The following is a 13,428-nucleotide window of genomic DNA, read 5'->3' on the forward strand; positions in this document are numbered from 1 at the left end:
GCCCCCACCCGTGCACCAGTGCGCCCCGTATGCAGGATCGATGCAGCGCCCACCGGCCGGTTCGCCCCCGTAACCCCGCCTGAGCGCGGGAGTTGTGATGGTCGTGGAAGAGACCATCACAGTCACGGAGACCGCATCCATCCCCAAGCAGCGCTCCGAGCTGCTGTTGGACCATGCCGTGCGGTACACGGAAGAACGGCACTGGGACGTCTTCGCCGGCACCTGGCTGGAGCACGCGGACGGGCGGGAGTTCTGCTCCTGCGGAGCGGCGGACTGCCCGGCTCCGGGAGCGCACCCCGCGGTGCAGGAGTGGGCGACGCTCGCCACGGGCAGCGCGGTCCGGGTCCGGCAGGTGTGGGGGAAGCGGCCCGAGGCGTCGATCCTGCTGCCGACGGGCCGCACCTTCGACGCACTGGACGTCCCGGACACCGCCGGCTTCCTGGCCCTCGCCCGACTGGAGCGCATGGAGCGCACCCTCGGGCCGGTCATGCTGACGCCCGACCACCGGATGCTTTTCTTCGTCCTGCCCGGCGCCTCGGCGAAGGTGCCGGACATGGTCCGCAGGTACGGCTGGTCGCCTGCCGCGATCGACCTGCGGGTGCGCGGTGAGGGCGAGTACGTCGCCGCCCCGCCGACCCGCTTCGGCGGCCGGGGCTCGGTCCAGTGGGCACGCCGTCCCACGCCCGCGAACCGGTGGCTGCCGGACGCCGAGGAGCTGATCGACGCCCTGGCGTACGCGTGCGGCCGCGAGGCGGCGGCGGAACGGGCCGCCCGCCGCCCCTGACGAACACCCCTGCCGAACACCCCTGGCGAACAGCCCCGGCGAACACCCTGACGAACACGCGCCTGACGAACACGCCCTGGACCAGGTGTGTTTCGCGGGCGAAAGTCATGACATACGTAACTGCCGCGCCTCTTGGGGCCGCCCTATGGTGAGCACGTAGGACCACGGGGACGAGAACGGGAGGCAGACGCATGCCGAACCAGGGTGATGCGACGGGCGGAACGTCCGGGGCGGGTGGCGCGCGACCGGCGCCGTCCACCGAGCGGGCAGCGGTACGGGTGGAAGGCCTGTGGAAGCGCTTCGGCGACCAGGTCGCGGTCGCGGGCGTCGACCTGGAGCTGCCGGCGGGGAAGTTCATCGGCCTGGTCGGCCCGAACGGCGCGGGCAAGACGACGACGCTGTCGATGGTGACCGGGCTGCTGCGCCCCGACATGGGGCGGGTCGTCGTGGCCGGCCACGACGTGTGGGCGGACCCGGTCGAGGTGAAGTCCCGGATCGGCGTGCTGCCCGAGGGCCTGCGGATGTTCGAGCGGCTGTCCGGCCGTGAACTGCTCGGCTACATGGGCCGGCTGCGCGGCCTGCCCGGCGAGGAGACCGACAAGCGCGCCACACAGCTGCTGGACGTGCTCGACCTCGCGGGCTCGCAGCACAAGCTGGTCGTCGACTACTCGACGGGCATGCGCAAGAAGATCGGCCTGGCGGCGGCCCTGCTCCACAACCCGGAAGTGCTGTTCCTGGACGAGCCGTTCGAGGGCGTGGACCCGGTGTCGGCGCAGACCATCCGCGGGGTACTGGAGCGGTACACCACCTCGGGCGCCACGGTCGTCTTCTCCTCCCACGTGATGGAGCTGGTCGAGTCGCTGTGCGACTGGGTCGCCGTCATGGCCGGCGGCCGGATCCGCGCCGCGGGTCCGCTCGCCGACGTACGGGGCGAAGCGCCCTCGCTGCAGGCCGCGTTCCTGGAGCTGGTCGGCGCCGGCGGGCGCTCCGCGGGTGACTCGCTGGACTGGCTGGGCGGGCAGGCCGCCCGATGAGCACCACCGCATCCGCCTCCGCTTCCGCGCCCCTGCCGAAGCCGGAGCCCGCTCCCGCGGCCGCCGGCCCGGCCTCCGCCGCGCTGGACCCGACCGCCGTGTTCGTCCGGCTGAAGCTCTCCCTGATACGCAACGGCCTCAAGGGGTCGTCGAAGCGCAAGGCCGCCTACCTCTCGTCGCTGGCGTTCTCGCTGGTGGTGGCCTGCTTCGTGATGCTGGGCCTGGCCATGCTGCACGGGCACGCGCGGGCCGGCACCGCCGTCGTCCTGCTGGCCGCGATCCTGGCGCTCGGCTGGACGGTCATGCCGCTGTTCTTCCCCACCGGGGACGAGACGCTCGACCCGAGCCGGCTGGTCATGCTGCCGCTGCGGCCGCGCCCGCTGGTGCGGGCCCTGCTGGCCTCCTCTCTCATCGGCATCGGGCCGCTGTTCACGCTGTGCGTGGCGGTCGGCTCGGTGGTGGCCGTCGCACGGGGGTCGGCGGGCATCGTGGCCGGAGTGGTGGCCGTACCGCTGCTGGTGCTCGGCTGTGTCGCACTGGCCCGCACCGTCGCCACGGCCAACTCCGGGCTGCTGAGCAGCCGCAAGGGCCGCGACCTCGCGGTGTTCAGCGGCCTGGTCGTCGCAGTGGGTGCGCAGGTCGCCAGTTTCGGGAGCCAGCGCCTGACGGAAGCCGGGGGCCTGGCCGCGCTGGAGCCGGCCGCGGAGGTCGTGCAGTGGCTGCCGCCCGCCACGGCCATCGGCATGGTGGACTCGGCGAGCAGGGGCGCGTACGGGACCGCGGTCGCCCAGCTGGCGCTGACCGTCCTCGCGGTGGCGCTGCTGATGTGGCTGTGGGAGCGCAGCCTGACCCGGCTGATGGTCACCCCGGACGGCTCGACGATCGCCGCAGCCGGTTCGAAGGAGAAGCGGGAGTCGGCGGGCGGCGGCATCTGGTCGTGGCTGCCGGCGGGGCGTACGGGCGCGACCCTGCAGCGCACCCTGCGCTACGCGGTGCGGGACCCGAAGACCAAGATGTCGTGGGTGTCGGCCCTGGCGGTCGGCCTGATCATCCCGGTGTTCAACGCGCTGCAGGGCACGGGCTCGGTGTACCTGGTCTGCTTCGGCGCGAGCATGCTCGGCGTGCAGATGTACAACCAGTTCGGGCAGGACACCTCGGCGTTCTGGATGGTCGCGCAGACCATCGGGGGCACGCGGGACGCGTTCCTGGAGCTGCGCGCCCGTGCCTACGCCCTGGCCCTGGTCACGGTGCCTTACACGGTCGTGGTCACGGCGGTCACGACCGCGATGCTGAACGACTGGCGGGCTTTCCCGGCCGGCCTGGGCATGGCGCTGGCCCTGCTGGGGTCGATGCTGTGCACGGGCGCGCTGGCCTCGGCGTACTACCCGTACTCCATCCCGTCGGACGGCGCCTTCAAGAACGTCGCCCCGGGCCAGGGCGGTCTGGCGTGGACGGGCATCCTCGGCGGCCTGCTGACGTCGGCGGTGATCTGCTCGCCGGTGATCGCGCTGGCGATCTGGTTCAAGCTGGACGACGGGGTGCGGTCCCTGTCCTGGACCCTGCTCCCGCTGGGCGTGGTCTGGGGCGCGGTGGCGGCCTGGGCGGGTGTCCGGCTGGCGGCTCCGGTCGTGGCCCGGAAGCTGCCGGAGATCCTTGCGGCGGTCAGCAAGGGCTGAGCGCCGGGAGTGCGGGAAAGGGGGTGACGCGGCCGGGAGCCGCGTCACCCCCTTTCCCGTGTCCGGGTTCCCGGGTCCGGGGTTCTCGGGCCGGAGTTCTCCGGCCGGGTTCTCGGCCCGCGGTCAGTGGGGCACTTGGGGGCGGAGGCTGTCCAGGAACGGCTCCAGGACGGCGCGCCAGGCGGCCGGCTGGTCGTAGTGGAGGTAGTGGCCGGCGTCGGGGATCTCGGCGTACCGGCCTTCGGGCAGGACGCGGACCATCTCCTGGGCCTCCGCGCGGCCGAGCTCGCCGTCGAGGCCCCGGACGACCAGGGTGGGGCAGGCGACCTGGGCCAGCTCCTCCCAGTGCGCGTCGTGGACCCAGGTTTCACGGGCCGTCAGCATGTCGCTGCGGGAGAACAGGGGCCGCCAGCCGTCGGGGGTGCGGTGCATGACCTCGGCGAAGAAGGCGCCGCGGCCGGGTTCGGGCTCCTCGACGCGGGGGTCGTCCTCGCCGAACCAGCGGCGGGCGGCGTCCTGCGTGGGGAACGGCAGGGGCCAGTGGCGGAACCACTCCGCCCATTCGCGCTGGGAGGCTTCGCCGAGGGCCGAGGCACGCATGTCGCAGATGACCAGGGCCTCCACGAGGTCCGGGCGGCGGGCTGCCAGCTGCCAGCCGGTGAGGGCGCCCATGGAGTGGCCCACGAGGGTGACGGGGGCGAGGCCGAGCTGCTCGACGGCCGTCTCGGCGTCGGCGACGAAGGCCTCGCGGCCCAGGGAGACGGGGACGTCCGGACCGGTGGCCGGGTGGTCGCTCTCACCGTGCCCACGCTGGTCGAGGGCCACGACGCGGCGGCCGCGGGCGAGCCAGCGGGCCGTGCCGGCCCAGTGCAGGGCGCGGCCCATCAGGCCGTGGAGCAACAGCACCCGGGGCGCCGGGAGGTCCGGCCGGGCGGCGTCCGGTTCCCCGAACTCCCAGGCGGCCAGGCGTACACCGTCGACCGCTGTCACATCGATGCGCCGTACCACCGAGGAGGCACCCCCTTCGCTTCGCCGCCACACTATCGAACCCGCATTCGAAAATCGGTTTCTCGCGGTCAACACCGCTCTTTCGAGTGACCTTGCTCAAGGATTGGCGGCCCCTGCCGATGGAGATCCTTTGATCAGGGAGGCGGGCCGCTCGGGGAAGACGGTCCGAAGGGGATGACCTTGAGAGCTCGGGGCTCCAGGTCAGCACAGGGGAGGAAGGTCCCGGCGCCGCAAGGCGCCGGGACCACTTGCTTCTCCGGCCTCCGGCCTCCGGTCAGGCCTTCGCGACGAACACGTGCGAGGCGATCTCCGCCTCCAGCTCCGCGGCCTCGCCACCGCTGCCGACCAGCACACCGCCGGGCGACTCGGTCACGCTCACCACCGAACCGGGCTGCACCCCCGCCCGCCGCAGCGTGTACATCAGCTGGGCGTCCGTCTGGATGGGCTCGCCGATCCGGCGCACGACCACGGTCTTGCCCTCGGTGCCCGGCTCCAGGTCCGACAGGCTGACCATGCCGTCCTCGATGAACGGGTCGGCCTCGGCCTTCTCGCCCAACTCCTCCAGGCCCGGGATCGGGTTCCCGTACGGCGACTCGGTGGGGTGGCGCAGCAGCTCCAGCACGCGCCGCTCCACCGCCTCGCTCATCACGTGCTCCCAGCGGCAGGCCTCCGCGTGCACCTGCTCCCACTCCAGGCCGATGACGTCGACCAGCAGGCACTCCGCGAGGCGGTGCTTGCGCATCACACGCGTGGCCAGCCGGCGGCCCTCGTCCGTCAACTCGAGGTGCCGGTCGCTGGCCACGGCCACCAGACCGTCGCGCTCCATCCGCGCCACCGTCTGGCTCACCGTCGGCCCGCTCTGGTCCAGCCGTTCGGCGATCCGGGCGCGCATGGGGACCACGCCTTCCTCTTCCAGCTCGAGGATGGTGCGGAGATACATCTCCGTGGTGTCGATCAGTCCGGACATTCGTGCCCCTCGGATATCGTGCGCTGGCCCTGTCCCCAATTCTGACGCATCGCACGGGCAACCGTCCCGTGCCTTCGCCAAGCCCCGGGCCCGCAGGGCGGCCACCGGGCCCGGGTTGACGCCCGTATTGACACGCGCTCGGTCCGGACCGCACGGTGAGCGGCGGACCCGGACGCCCCCGTCCCACCGCCTCTCTGGAAGGGCCTCGGCAATGAGCGAGAGCAAGCTGGCCGGCCAGTTCTTCGACGCTGCGATCGGCCTGCTGCAGCGGGTGCGGGACGAGGAGGGCGAGCGCATCGCCGAGGCCGCAACGGCGGTCGCCGACGCCGTCGCCGCCGGGAACCGGCTCTTCGCCTTCGGCGCCGGCCACTCCTCGCTCCCCGCCCAGGACGTGGTCTACCGGGCCGGCGGGCTCGCCCTGATGAACTTCCTCGCCGTCCCCGGCACCGCCGGCGTCGACGTCATGCCCGCCACCCTCGGCAGCGCCCTGGAACGGGTCGGCGGGCTCGCCGGGGCCGTCCTGGACAGCAGCCCCGCCACCGCCGGCGACGTCCTGGTGATCGTCTCCCTGTCCGGACGGAACGCGCTGCCGGTGGAGATGGCCGTCAACGCCCGCGCCCTCGGCCTCACCGTCATCGGGGTGACCTCCGTGGCGTACGCGCGGGAGACCCGGTCGCTGCACGTCTCCGGCACCTTCCTCAAGGACCACTGCGACATCGTCCTCGACAGCAAGATCGGCGTCGGGGACGCCGAGCTGACCCTCGACGGTATCGCCGCCCCCTTCGCGCCCGCCTCCACGGTGGTGACCAGCGCGATCATGCAGGCGGTGATGGCGGCGGCGGCCGGCGAGCTCGCCGGCCGCGGCATCGAGCCGCCGCTGCTGCGCTCGGGCAACGTCGACGGCGGCCACGACTGGAACGGCCGCGTCATGCAGGAGTACGGCGACCGCATCTTCTACCGCCACTGAGCCCGCTGCAGTACCGCGCCCCGCAGGGGCGCGGGGAACTGCGCGGGCTCGCGTCCCGTAAGGGGCGCGGGGAACTGCGCGATCAACCCCCACCGGCCCGCGGTTTCATCACCGGTCCCCCAGCGGAGCGCTACGGCTTGGCGTGCGCGGACCGGGCGAGGTCGAGGTCGGCGGCGACGCGGGCCGCGACCTCCTCCGCGTACTCCGCGTCCGCCCGCTCGAACACGGCCCGGGAGGACGCCCGCACGAAGGTCAGCACGCCCAGGGTCCGACCCCTGCTCCGCAGCACCGTGCACAGCACGTGCGCCGCGTCCTCGGGCCACTGCCGGTCCCGCGCCCACACCTCGGCCGCGATCCCGCGCGGGGCGGTCGCCCGCACCGAGCCGATCCGGTCCAGGGCCTGCAGCGCCGGATGCCCCGGCTCGTAGCGCGCCGGGATCACGCCCTGCCCCGACAGGGGCGGCGGCGACACGGCCTGCCGGACGAGCCGCGGCGGCCGGTCCGGGTCCACCGACGGCTCCAGTACGTCGAGCAGGGCGTGGTCGGCGAAGCCGGCGAGGGCGAAGTCGAGCCGTACGGCGGCCGCCTCGTCCGGGTCCTCGCACTCGGCGGCGGACCGCCCGGCCCGGTACAGCTGGCCGGCGCGGAACCGCAGCTGCGCCGTGTCGAGCGCAGTCCGGCGGGCCTCGGTGATGTCCTGGAAGAGCCAGCCGACCCCGAGCGGGACGGGCTCCTCGGCGAGCGGGGAGCCCAGTCTCAGGAACCCGCACCGCCAGCAGCGCCGCCGCGCCCCCTCCGGGGTGCGGACGGACACCCACAGCTCCAGCGGCGCCCGCGGGGAGCCCTCGGCCAGCACGTGCTGGAGGGCACCTTCCAGTTCCTCGGCGCCCTGGGTCAGCAGGTCGCCGAGCGGGCGGCCGAGCAGGGCGGTGCGGGCGGAGCCGAAGGCTCGGGCCGCGTGCGCGTTGACCACGGCGGGACGCAGGTCCACGTCGACGAGGACCACGCCCCAGGAGGCGTCGTCCATGAGCGCCTCGCTCAGCGCGATGGACCGCTCCAGGTCGATCTGGGCGTGGACCTCGCTGAAGGCGCAGTACACGCCGGCGGGCCTGCCGTCCGCGCCCGGCACCCCGGCGGACTGGGTGCGCACCAGTACGCGGCCGCCGTCCTTGGTGAGCAGGGCGAACTCGTGCACCTGCCGGCCGGGCACGTCCTGGGCACCCATGAGCCGGTCCTCGACGTCCTGGGCGTCCGCGGCCCGGGCCGCCCACCCGGCGAAGCCCTTGCGGCCCACGGCTTCGGCGGCGGTCCAGCCCAGGATCCGCTCGGCCTCGCGGTTCCAGTGGGTGACCACCCCGTCGGAGTCGAACGCGCACAGGGCGGCGTCCATCCCGTCCAGCAGCGCTGCGAGCAGATCGTCGGTGGGCTGTCCACGTCCGGAAGCACTCACCTGGCACCCCCTGCAGGTGTTCGCGTGTGCGGCACGTCAGATCATTGAACTGGAACGTGACGCAGCCCACACCGCATTCCCCGAATCGTCCCGAAACAAATAACTTGAGACGGCCGCGGAAGGGTCCTAATGTCTGCGGTACACGAGAAGGGAGGTGGTTCCGGAAATGTACGACTACCGGACGCGTGAGGTGACTGCGGGCTAAGGGCCCGTCGTCGCAACGCACCCAGTGCGGTGCCCGGCGGAAGACGCCCGGCGCCAATCCCAAGCAGTCACCCGACCCGCGGGCTCGCCGGCACGTCCGGCCGGCTTCTCTTACCTGCAGGAGAGAAACCGAGCCCGCGGGTCGCCTGCTGTCCGGAGCTACGGGCACAGGCGCTCGACGCGCCACTCCTCCCCGTCGCGGACGTAGTGCAGCCGGTCGTGGAGCCGGTTCTCGTGGCCCTGCCAGAACTCCACCTCGTGCGGGACGACGCGGATGCCGCCCCACTCCGGCGGCACCGGGACCTGCTCGCCCTCCGGATGCCGCGCCGCGAGCTCCGCGTACCGCCGGTCGAGCTCGGCCCGCGAGCCGATCACCCGGGACTGCTCGCTCGCCCAGGCGCCCAGCTGCGAGCCGTGCGGGCGGGAGCGGAAGTACGCGGCCGTCTCGTCGCGGCCGGTCCGCTCGGCCGTACCGGTGACGATGACCTGGCGGGCGATCGGGTGCCAGGGGAACAGCAGGGCGATGTGCGGGTTGGCGTCGAGCTCGCGGCCCTTGCGGGAGCCGTAGTTCGTGTAGAAGACGAAGCCCCGCTCGTCGAAGGCCTTCAGCAGCACCGTGCGGGAGCTGGGCCGTCCGTCGGGCGTCGCGGTGGACACGACCATCGCATTGGGCTCGAAGAGGTGCGAGTCGGCGGCCTGCCCGAACCACACGGCGAACTGCCGCATGGGGTCCGCGTCGAGATCGTCCTCGAGGACGATCTCCGAGCGGTACTGCTTGCGCATGGTGGAGGGATCAAGATCCATGTCGGTCACGCGTGCCATCCTGCCGCAGGAGTGCTCCTGCGAGTGTGCCGTATGTCACGCTTCCGCCTGGCATCCCGAGCCGCCAAAATCTTGGGGCCGGTCAGGAGCCCCCGCACGGGTGGCCTCCGGCCGTACCGGGCATCAACGGGGATGACCGCGCCGGACCGCCGCGAGTCACGCCGGGAACCGCGCGTGTTCGCACAATCTGAGGGAGCCGCCTGATGTCCGACTTCGTACCCGGGCTCGAGGGAGTCGTCGCGTTCGAGACCGAGATCGCCGAACCCGACAAGGAAGGCGGAGCGCTCCGCTACCGCGGAGTCGACATCGAGGACCTGGTCGGCAACGTCTCGTTCGGGAACGTATGGGGCCTGCTGGTCGACGGGGCGTTCAACCCCGGCCTGCCCGCCGCCGAGCCCTTCCCGATCCCCGTCCACTCCGGTGACATCCGGGTCGACGTCCAGTCCGCCCTCGCCATGCTCGCCCCTGTGTGGGGCCTGAAACCGCTGCTCGACATCGACGAGCGGACCGCCCGCGACGACCTGGCGCGCGCGGCCGTGATGGCACTGTCGTACGTCGCCCAGTCCGCGCGCGGGCAGGGCCTGCCGATGGTCCCGCAGCGGGAGATCGACAAGGCCGAGTCCGTCGTCGAGCGGTTCATGATCCGCTGGCGGGGCGAGCCGGACCCCAAGCACGTCAAGGCCGTCGACGCGTACTGGACCTCGGCCGCCGAGCACGGCATGAACGCCTCCACCTTCACCGCGCGCGTGATCGCCTCCACCGGCGCCGACGTCGCCGCCGCCCTGTCGGGCGCGGTGGGCGCCATGTCGGGGCCGCTGCACGGCGGGGCTCCGTCCCGCGTCCTCGGCATGATCGAGGAGATCGAGCGCACCGGCGACGCCGTGGCCTACGTGAAGAACGCCCTGGACCGGGGCGAGCGGCTGATGGGCTTCGGACACCGCGTCTACCGGGCCGAGGACCCGCGCGCCCGCGTGCTGCGCCGCACCGCCAAGGAGCTGGACGCGCCGCGCTACGAGGTGGCCGCCGCGCTGGAGAAGGCCGCGCTGGAGGAGTTGCACGCGCGCCGCCCCGACCGGGTTCTCGCCACCAACGTGGAGTTCTGGGCCGCGATCATGCTGGACTTCGCGGAGGTCCCGGCGCACATGTTCACCTCCATGTTCACCTGTGCGCGCACCGCCGGCTGGTCGGCGCACATCCTGGAGCAGAAGCGCACCGGCCGCCTGGTGCGCCCCTCCGCCCGCTACATCGGGCCGGGCAAGCGCAACCCGCAGGAGATCGAGGGGTACGCGGACATCGCCAGGACGGCCTGACCGGCCGACCGTCGAGGACCCTGACGGCCGAGGGCGCCGCATCCGGACACGTGATGCGGCGCCCTCGGCGCGTGTACGGCGGCCCCGTCGGCTTGCGGGTCAGCCCAGGGTGGCGTCGAGGATGCGGGTCCACTGGGCGACCACCCGGGCCCGGCGGGCCGTGTCGTCGGTCAGGACGTTGGCCAGGCCCAGTCCGCGTGCCATGTCGAGGAAGCCCTGTACGGTCTCCCGCACCCCGGGCACCGACTCGTCCGCGCCCAGCAGCTGTACGGCCATCCGGTGCGTCTCGCGGCCGAGGCGGGCCTCCAGCCCGGCGACGCGGGCGCGCAGCTGCTCCTCGTGGGAGGCGGCGACCCAGAGCTGGAGCGCGGCCCGGAACATCGGCCCGGTGTACAGGTCGACCAGGGCCTCGACGACGGCGGCGCGGCCGCTGCCGGCTGCACCGCCCGCGCCGGTGCTCTCGCGCAGGAGTGCGGGCAGGGCGGCGGAGCGCTCCTCGGCCATGAACTCCACGGCCGCGGTGAACAGGTCCTCGCGGGTGGGGAAGTGGTGCTGGGCGGCGCCCCGGGAGACCCCGGCGCGTTCGGCGACGACGGCGACGGTGGAACCGGCCCAGCCGTGTTCGGCGAGGCAGGTGATGGCGGCGTCCAGGAGGTGGCGGCGGGTGACGCGGCTGCGGGCCTGCTTGGGCAGGTTCCCCGGCCGGCTCTCGGCCGCCGTGCCGTCCGCCGCCGTGCCGTCCGCCGCGGGGGCCGCTGCCGTGATCGCCGCCGCGGCCGGGCCGGTCACAGCTCCCCCGGCGCCCATGACGGGTTTCGGCGTTCGAAGCGGGCGGTGATGCCCTCGCGGGCCTCGGCCGAGCCGAAGTGGTGGGCCGAGAGCCGGGTCAGGGCCTCGCCGTCCTGTTCCAGGGCGGCCCGCACGGGGGCGGTGACCAGCCGCTTGGTGGCTGCGAGGGACTCCGGGCCGGCCTTGCGCAGCCCGGCCAGAACCGGGGCCAAGGCCTGGTCGACGTCCTCGCCGTGCAGCGTGAGCAGGCCGATCCGGGCGGCCTCGGCGGCGTCGAAGGCCTCCGCGGTCAGCAGGTAGCGGGCCGCCGCGCGCGGGTCCAGGCGGGGCAGCAGCGGGGCGGAGATCACGGCGGGAACCACGCCGAGGTGGGTCTCGGTGAAGGCGTACGTGGACTGCGGCCCGCCGGCGGCGATGTCGCAGACGCCGAGCAGGCCCAGGCCGCCCGCCCGGACATGGCCGGTGACCCGGGCCACGACCGGCCGGGGCAGTCCGGCGATCTCGTGCAGCAGGGCGAGGAAGTCGGCCGGTTCGAAGGGGTTCTTCAGATCGGCCCCGGCGCAGAAGGTGCCGCCGGTGTGGGTGATCAGCACGGCCCGGACCGCGGGGTCGGCGCCCGCGACGGCGAGGGCCGCGCGCAGCTCGCCGACGAGGGCCGCGGAGAGCGCGTTGCGGTTGGCCGGGGAGTCGAGCGTGAGGGTGGCGATGCCGCGCGTGTGCTCGGCTTTGACGAGGTGCTCCATCAGTCTCCTAGCGGGGGGACCCTCGGCTGCCCGAGGGGGAATCACTTCCAGGGCCGTAGCAGTCTCGCCGCATCCCGTAGGTCGGTTAGGCCGGACCCCAACCCTCCGGTCGGAAGCCCGCCGCTTCAGCGGTGGGTGGAGCACGCCGCTCCCCCTCGGCGGGGCGGGGCGGACGCACCCGGTGCGGTCGCCGTACGGACCCGGCCGGCTGTGCGGCTAGTACGACTTGGGCAGGCCCAGCGTCTGGTGCGAGACGTAGTTGAGGATCATTTCGCGGCTGACGGGGGCGATGCGGGACACCCTGGAGGCGGTGATCAGGGAGGCCAGTCCGTACTCGCGGGTGAGGCCGTTGCCGCCCAGGGTGTGGACCGCCTGGTCCACCGCCTTCACGCAGGCCTCCGCAGCAGCGTACTTGGCCATGTTGGCGGCCTCCCCGGCGGCCGCGTCGTCGCCCAGGTCGTAGAGGCGGGCGGCCTTCTGCATCATCAGGCGGGCCAGTTCCAGGTCGATGTGCGCCGCGGCGAGGGGGTGCGCGATGGCCTGGTGCGCGCCGATCGGCTCCTTCCAGACCTGCCGGGTCCGGGCGTAGTCGACGGCGCGGGCGAGGGCGAAGCGGCCCATGCCGATCGCGAAGGCGGCGGTCATGATGCGCTCGGGGTTGAGGCCGGCGAACAGCTGGAGCAGGCCCGCGTCCTCGTCGCCGACCAGCGCGTCGGCCGGCAGCCGTACGTCGTCCAGGACCAGCTCGAACTGTTTCTCGGCCGCCTGGAGTTCCATGTCGAGGGGCGAGCGGGTGAAGCCGGGGGTGTCGCGGGGGACGATGAACAGGCAGGGCTTGAGCGTGCCGGTGCGGGCGTCCTCGGTGCGGCCGACGATCAGGGTCGCGTCGGCGATGTCCACACCGGAGATGAAGACCTTGCGGCCCGTCAGGACCCAGGTGTCGCCGTCGCGGCGGGCCGTGGTGGTGATGCGGTGGGAGTTGGATCCGGCGTCGGGCTCGGTGATGCCGAAGGCCATCGTGCGGGTGCCGTCGGCGAGGCCGGGGAGCCAGGCACGCTTCTGGGCTTCGGTGCCGAAGCGGGCGATGACGGTGCCGCAGATGGCGGGCGAGACGACCATCATCAGGAGCGGGCAGCCGGCGGCGCCGAGTTCCTCCAGGACGATGGAGAGTTCGGCGATGCCGCCGCCTCCGCCGCCGTACTCCTCGGGGAGGCTGACGCCGAGGTAGCCGAGTTTGGCGGCGTCGGCCCACAGTTCGTCGGGGTGGCCGCCCTCGCGGGTGACACGGGCGTAGTAGTCGCGGCCGTAGCGCTGCCCGAGGGCGGCGACGGCGGTGCGCAGGGCCTGGTGTTCCTCGATTTCGAGGGGGGCGGTGGTTGCGGGGCTCATGACTGCGGTTCCTCCTGGACTACGGCGAGCAGGGCGCCGAATTCGACCTGGTGGCCGAGGCCGGCGTGGAGCGCGGTGAGCGTGCCGGAGGCGGGCGAGACGATGCGGTGCTCCATCTTCATGGCCTCCAGCCAGAGCAGGGGCTGCCCGGCGGTGACGGTGCTGCCGGGGGCGAGGCCCTCGGCGATGCGGACGACGGTGCCGGGCATGGGGGCGAGCAGGGAGCCGGGCAGGGCGCGGTCCTGGGGGTCGGTGAACCGTGGGACCGGGACGAGGGTGTGGGCG

The 13,428-nt window shown here is 73.3% G+C and carries 13 protein-coding genes; 5 read left to right on the plus strand and 8 right to left on the minus strand.

What is annotated here, in order from left to right; all coding sequences use genetic code 11:
- Nucleotides 1-103 precede the first annotated feature (103 nt).
- The 3 genes from HYE82_RS25840 to HYE82_RS25850 all read left to right on the plus strand — a co-directional run bounded on the left by HYE82_RS25840 (nt 104) and on the right by HYE82_RS25850 (nt 3,494).
- On the plus strand, nt 104-784 hold the full coding sequence (locus tag HYE82_RS25840) for a bifunctional DNA primase/polymerase (RefSeq protein WP_179176557.1): 681 nt from the start codon (nt 104-106) through the stop codon (nt 782-784).
- A gap of 191 nt (nt 785-975) precedes the next feature.
- Nucleotides 976-1,818: an ABC transporter ATP-binding protein gene (locus HYE82_RS25845; RefSeq protein WP_179176558.1), complete on the plus strand. Its 843-nt coding sequence runs from the start codon at nt 976-978 to the stop codon at nt 1,816-1,818.
- Complete coding sequence (locus HYE82_RS25850) at nt 1,815-3,494, plus strand: transporter (RefSeq protein ID WP_179176559.1); 1,680 nt, start codon at nt 1,815-1,817, stop codon at nt 3,492-3,494. Before HYE82_RS25845 ends, HYE82_RS25850 begins: the two co-directional genes overlap by 4 nt.
- A 123-nt stretch (nt 3,495-3,617) precedes the next feature.
- Here the strand turns inward: HYE82_RS25850 and HYE82_RS25855 are convergent, their stop codons facing one another.
- Complete coding sequence (locus tag HYE82_RS25855; protein WP_179176560.1) at nt 3,618-4,502, minus strand: alpha/beta fold hydrolase; 885 nt, start codon at nt 4,500-4,502, stop codon at nt 3,618-3,620.
- 274 nt (nt 4,503-4,776) lie between these two features.
- Nucleotides 4,777-5,469: a metal-dependent transcriptional regulator gene (locus HYE82_RS25860; protein WP_179176561.1), complete on the minus strand. Its 693-nt coding sequence runs from the start codon at nt 5,467-5,469 to the stop codon at nt 4,777-4,779.
- 211 nt (nt 5,470-5,680) lie between these two features.
- Between HYE82_RS25860 and HYE82_RS25865 the strand changes: the two genes are divergently transcribed.
- Nucleotides 5,681-6,436 (plus strand): SIS domain-containing protein, encoded by a 756-nt coding sequence (locus tag HYE82_RS25865; RefSeq protein WP_179176562.1) that lies wholly within the window; start codon nt 5,681-5,683, stop codon nt 6,434-6,436.
- A gap of 130 nt (nt 6,437-6,566) precedes the next feature.
- On the opposite strand, the gene HYE82_RS25870 is transcribed toward HYE82_RS25865, so the two are convergent.
- Together HYE82_RS25870 and pdxH are read right to left on the minus strand one after the other, a co-directional pair.
- A complete protein-coding gene (locus tag HYE82_RS25870; protein WP_179176563.1) occupies nt 6,567-7,886 on the minus strand; it encodes a PAS domain-containing protein in 1,320 nt (439 codons plus the stop codon).
- A 363-nt stretch (nt 7,887-8,249) separates the two neighbouring features.
- On the minus strand, nt 8,250-8,912 hold the full coding sequence (pdxH, locus tag HYE82_RS25875) for a pyridoxamine 5'-phosphate oxidase (RefSeq protein ID WP_179176564.1): 663 nt from the start codon (nt 8,910-8,912) through the stop codon (nt 8,250-8,252).
- Between the two features lie 203 nt (nt 8,913-9,115).
- On the opposite strand from pdxH, the gene HYE82_RS25880 reads away from it, so the two are divergent.
- Nucleotides 9,116-10,222, plus strand: a complete 1,107-nt coding sequence (locus HYE82_RS25880; RefSeq protein ID WP_179176565.1) for a citrate synthase 2 — start codon at nt 9,116-9,118, stop codon at nt 10,220-10,222.
- 99 nt (nt 10,223-10,321) lie between these two features.
- Here the strand turns inward: HYE82_RS25880 and HYE82_RS25885 are convergent, their stop codons facing one another.
- From HYE82_RS25885 to HYE82_RS25900, 4 genes are all read right to left on the minus strand, one after another.
- Nucleotides 10,322-10,915 (minus strand): TetR/AcrR family transcriptional regulator, encoded by a 594-nt coding sequence (locus tag HYE82_RS25885; protein ID WP_256987680.1) that lies wholly within the window; start codon nt 10,913-10,915, stop codon nt 10,322-10,324.
- A 92-nt stretch (nt 10,916-11,007) separates the two neighbouring features.
- Entirely contained in the window at nt 11,008-11,754 is a 747-nt protein-coding gene (locus tag HYE82_RS25890) for an enoyl-CoA hydratase family protein (protein WP_179176567.1), read from the minus strand.
- Between the two features lie 216 nt (nt 11,755-11,970).
- A complete protein-coding gene (locus HYE82_RS25895) occupies nt 11,971-13,143 on the minus strand; it encodes an acyl-CoA dehydrogenase family protein (protein ID WP_179176568.1) in 1,173 nt (390 codons plus the stop codon).
- Nucleotides 13,140-13,428 (minus strand): acetyl-CoA carboxylase biotin carboxyl carrier protein subunit (locus HYE82_RS25900; protein WP_179176569.1); only part of this gene is annotated, 289 nt, incomplete at its 5' end. The genes HYE82_RS25895 and HYE82_RS25900, both read right to left, overlap by 4 nt.

The organism is Streptomyces sp. BR123 (assembly GCF_013401435.1).
In the GTDB taxonomy this organism is placed as follows: domain Bacteria; phylum Actinomycetota; class Actinomycetes; order Streptomycetales; family Streptomycetaceae; genus Streptomyces.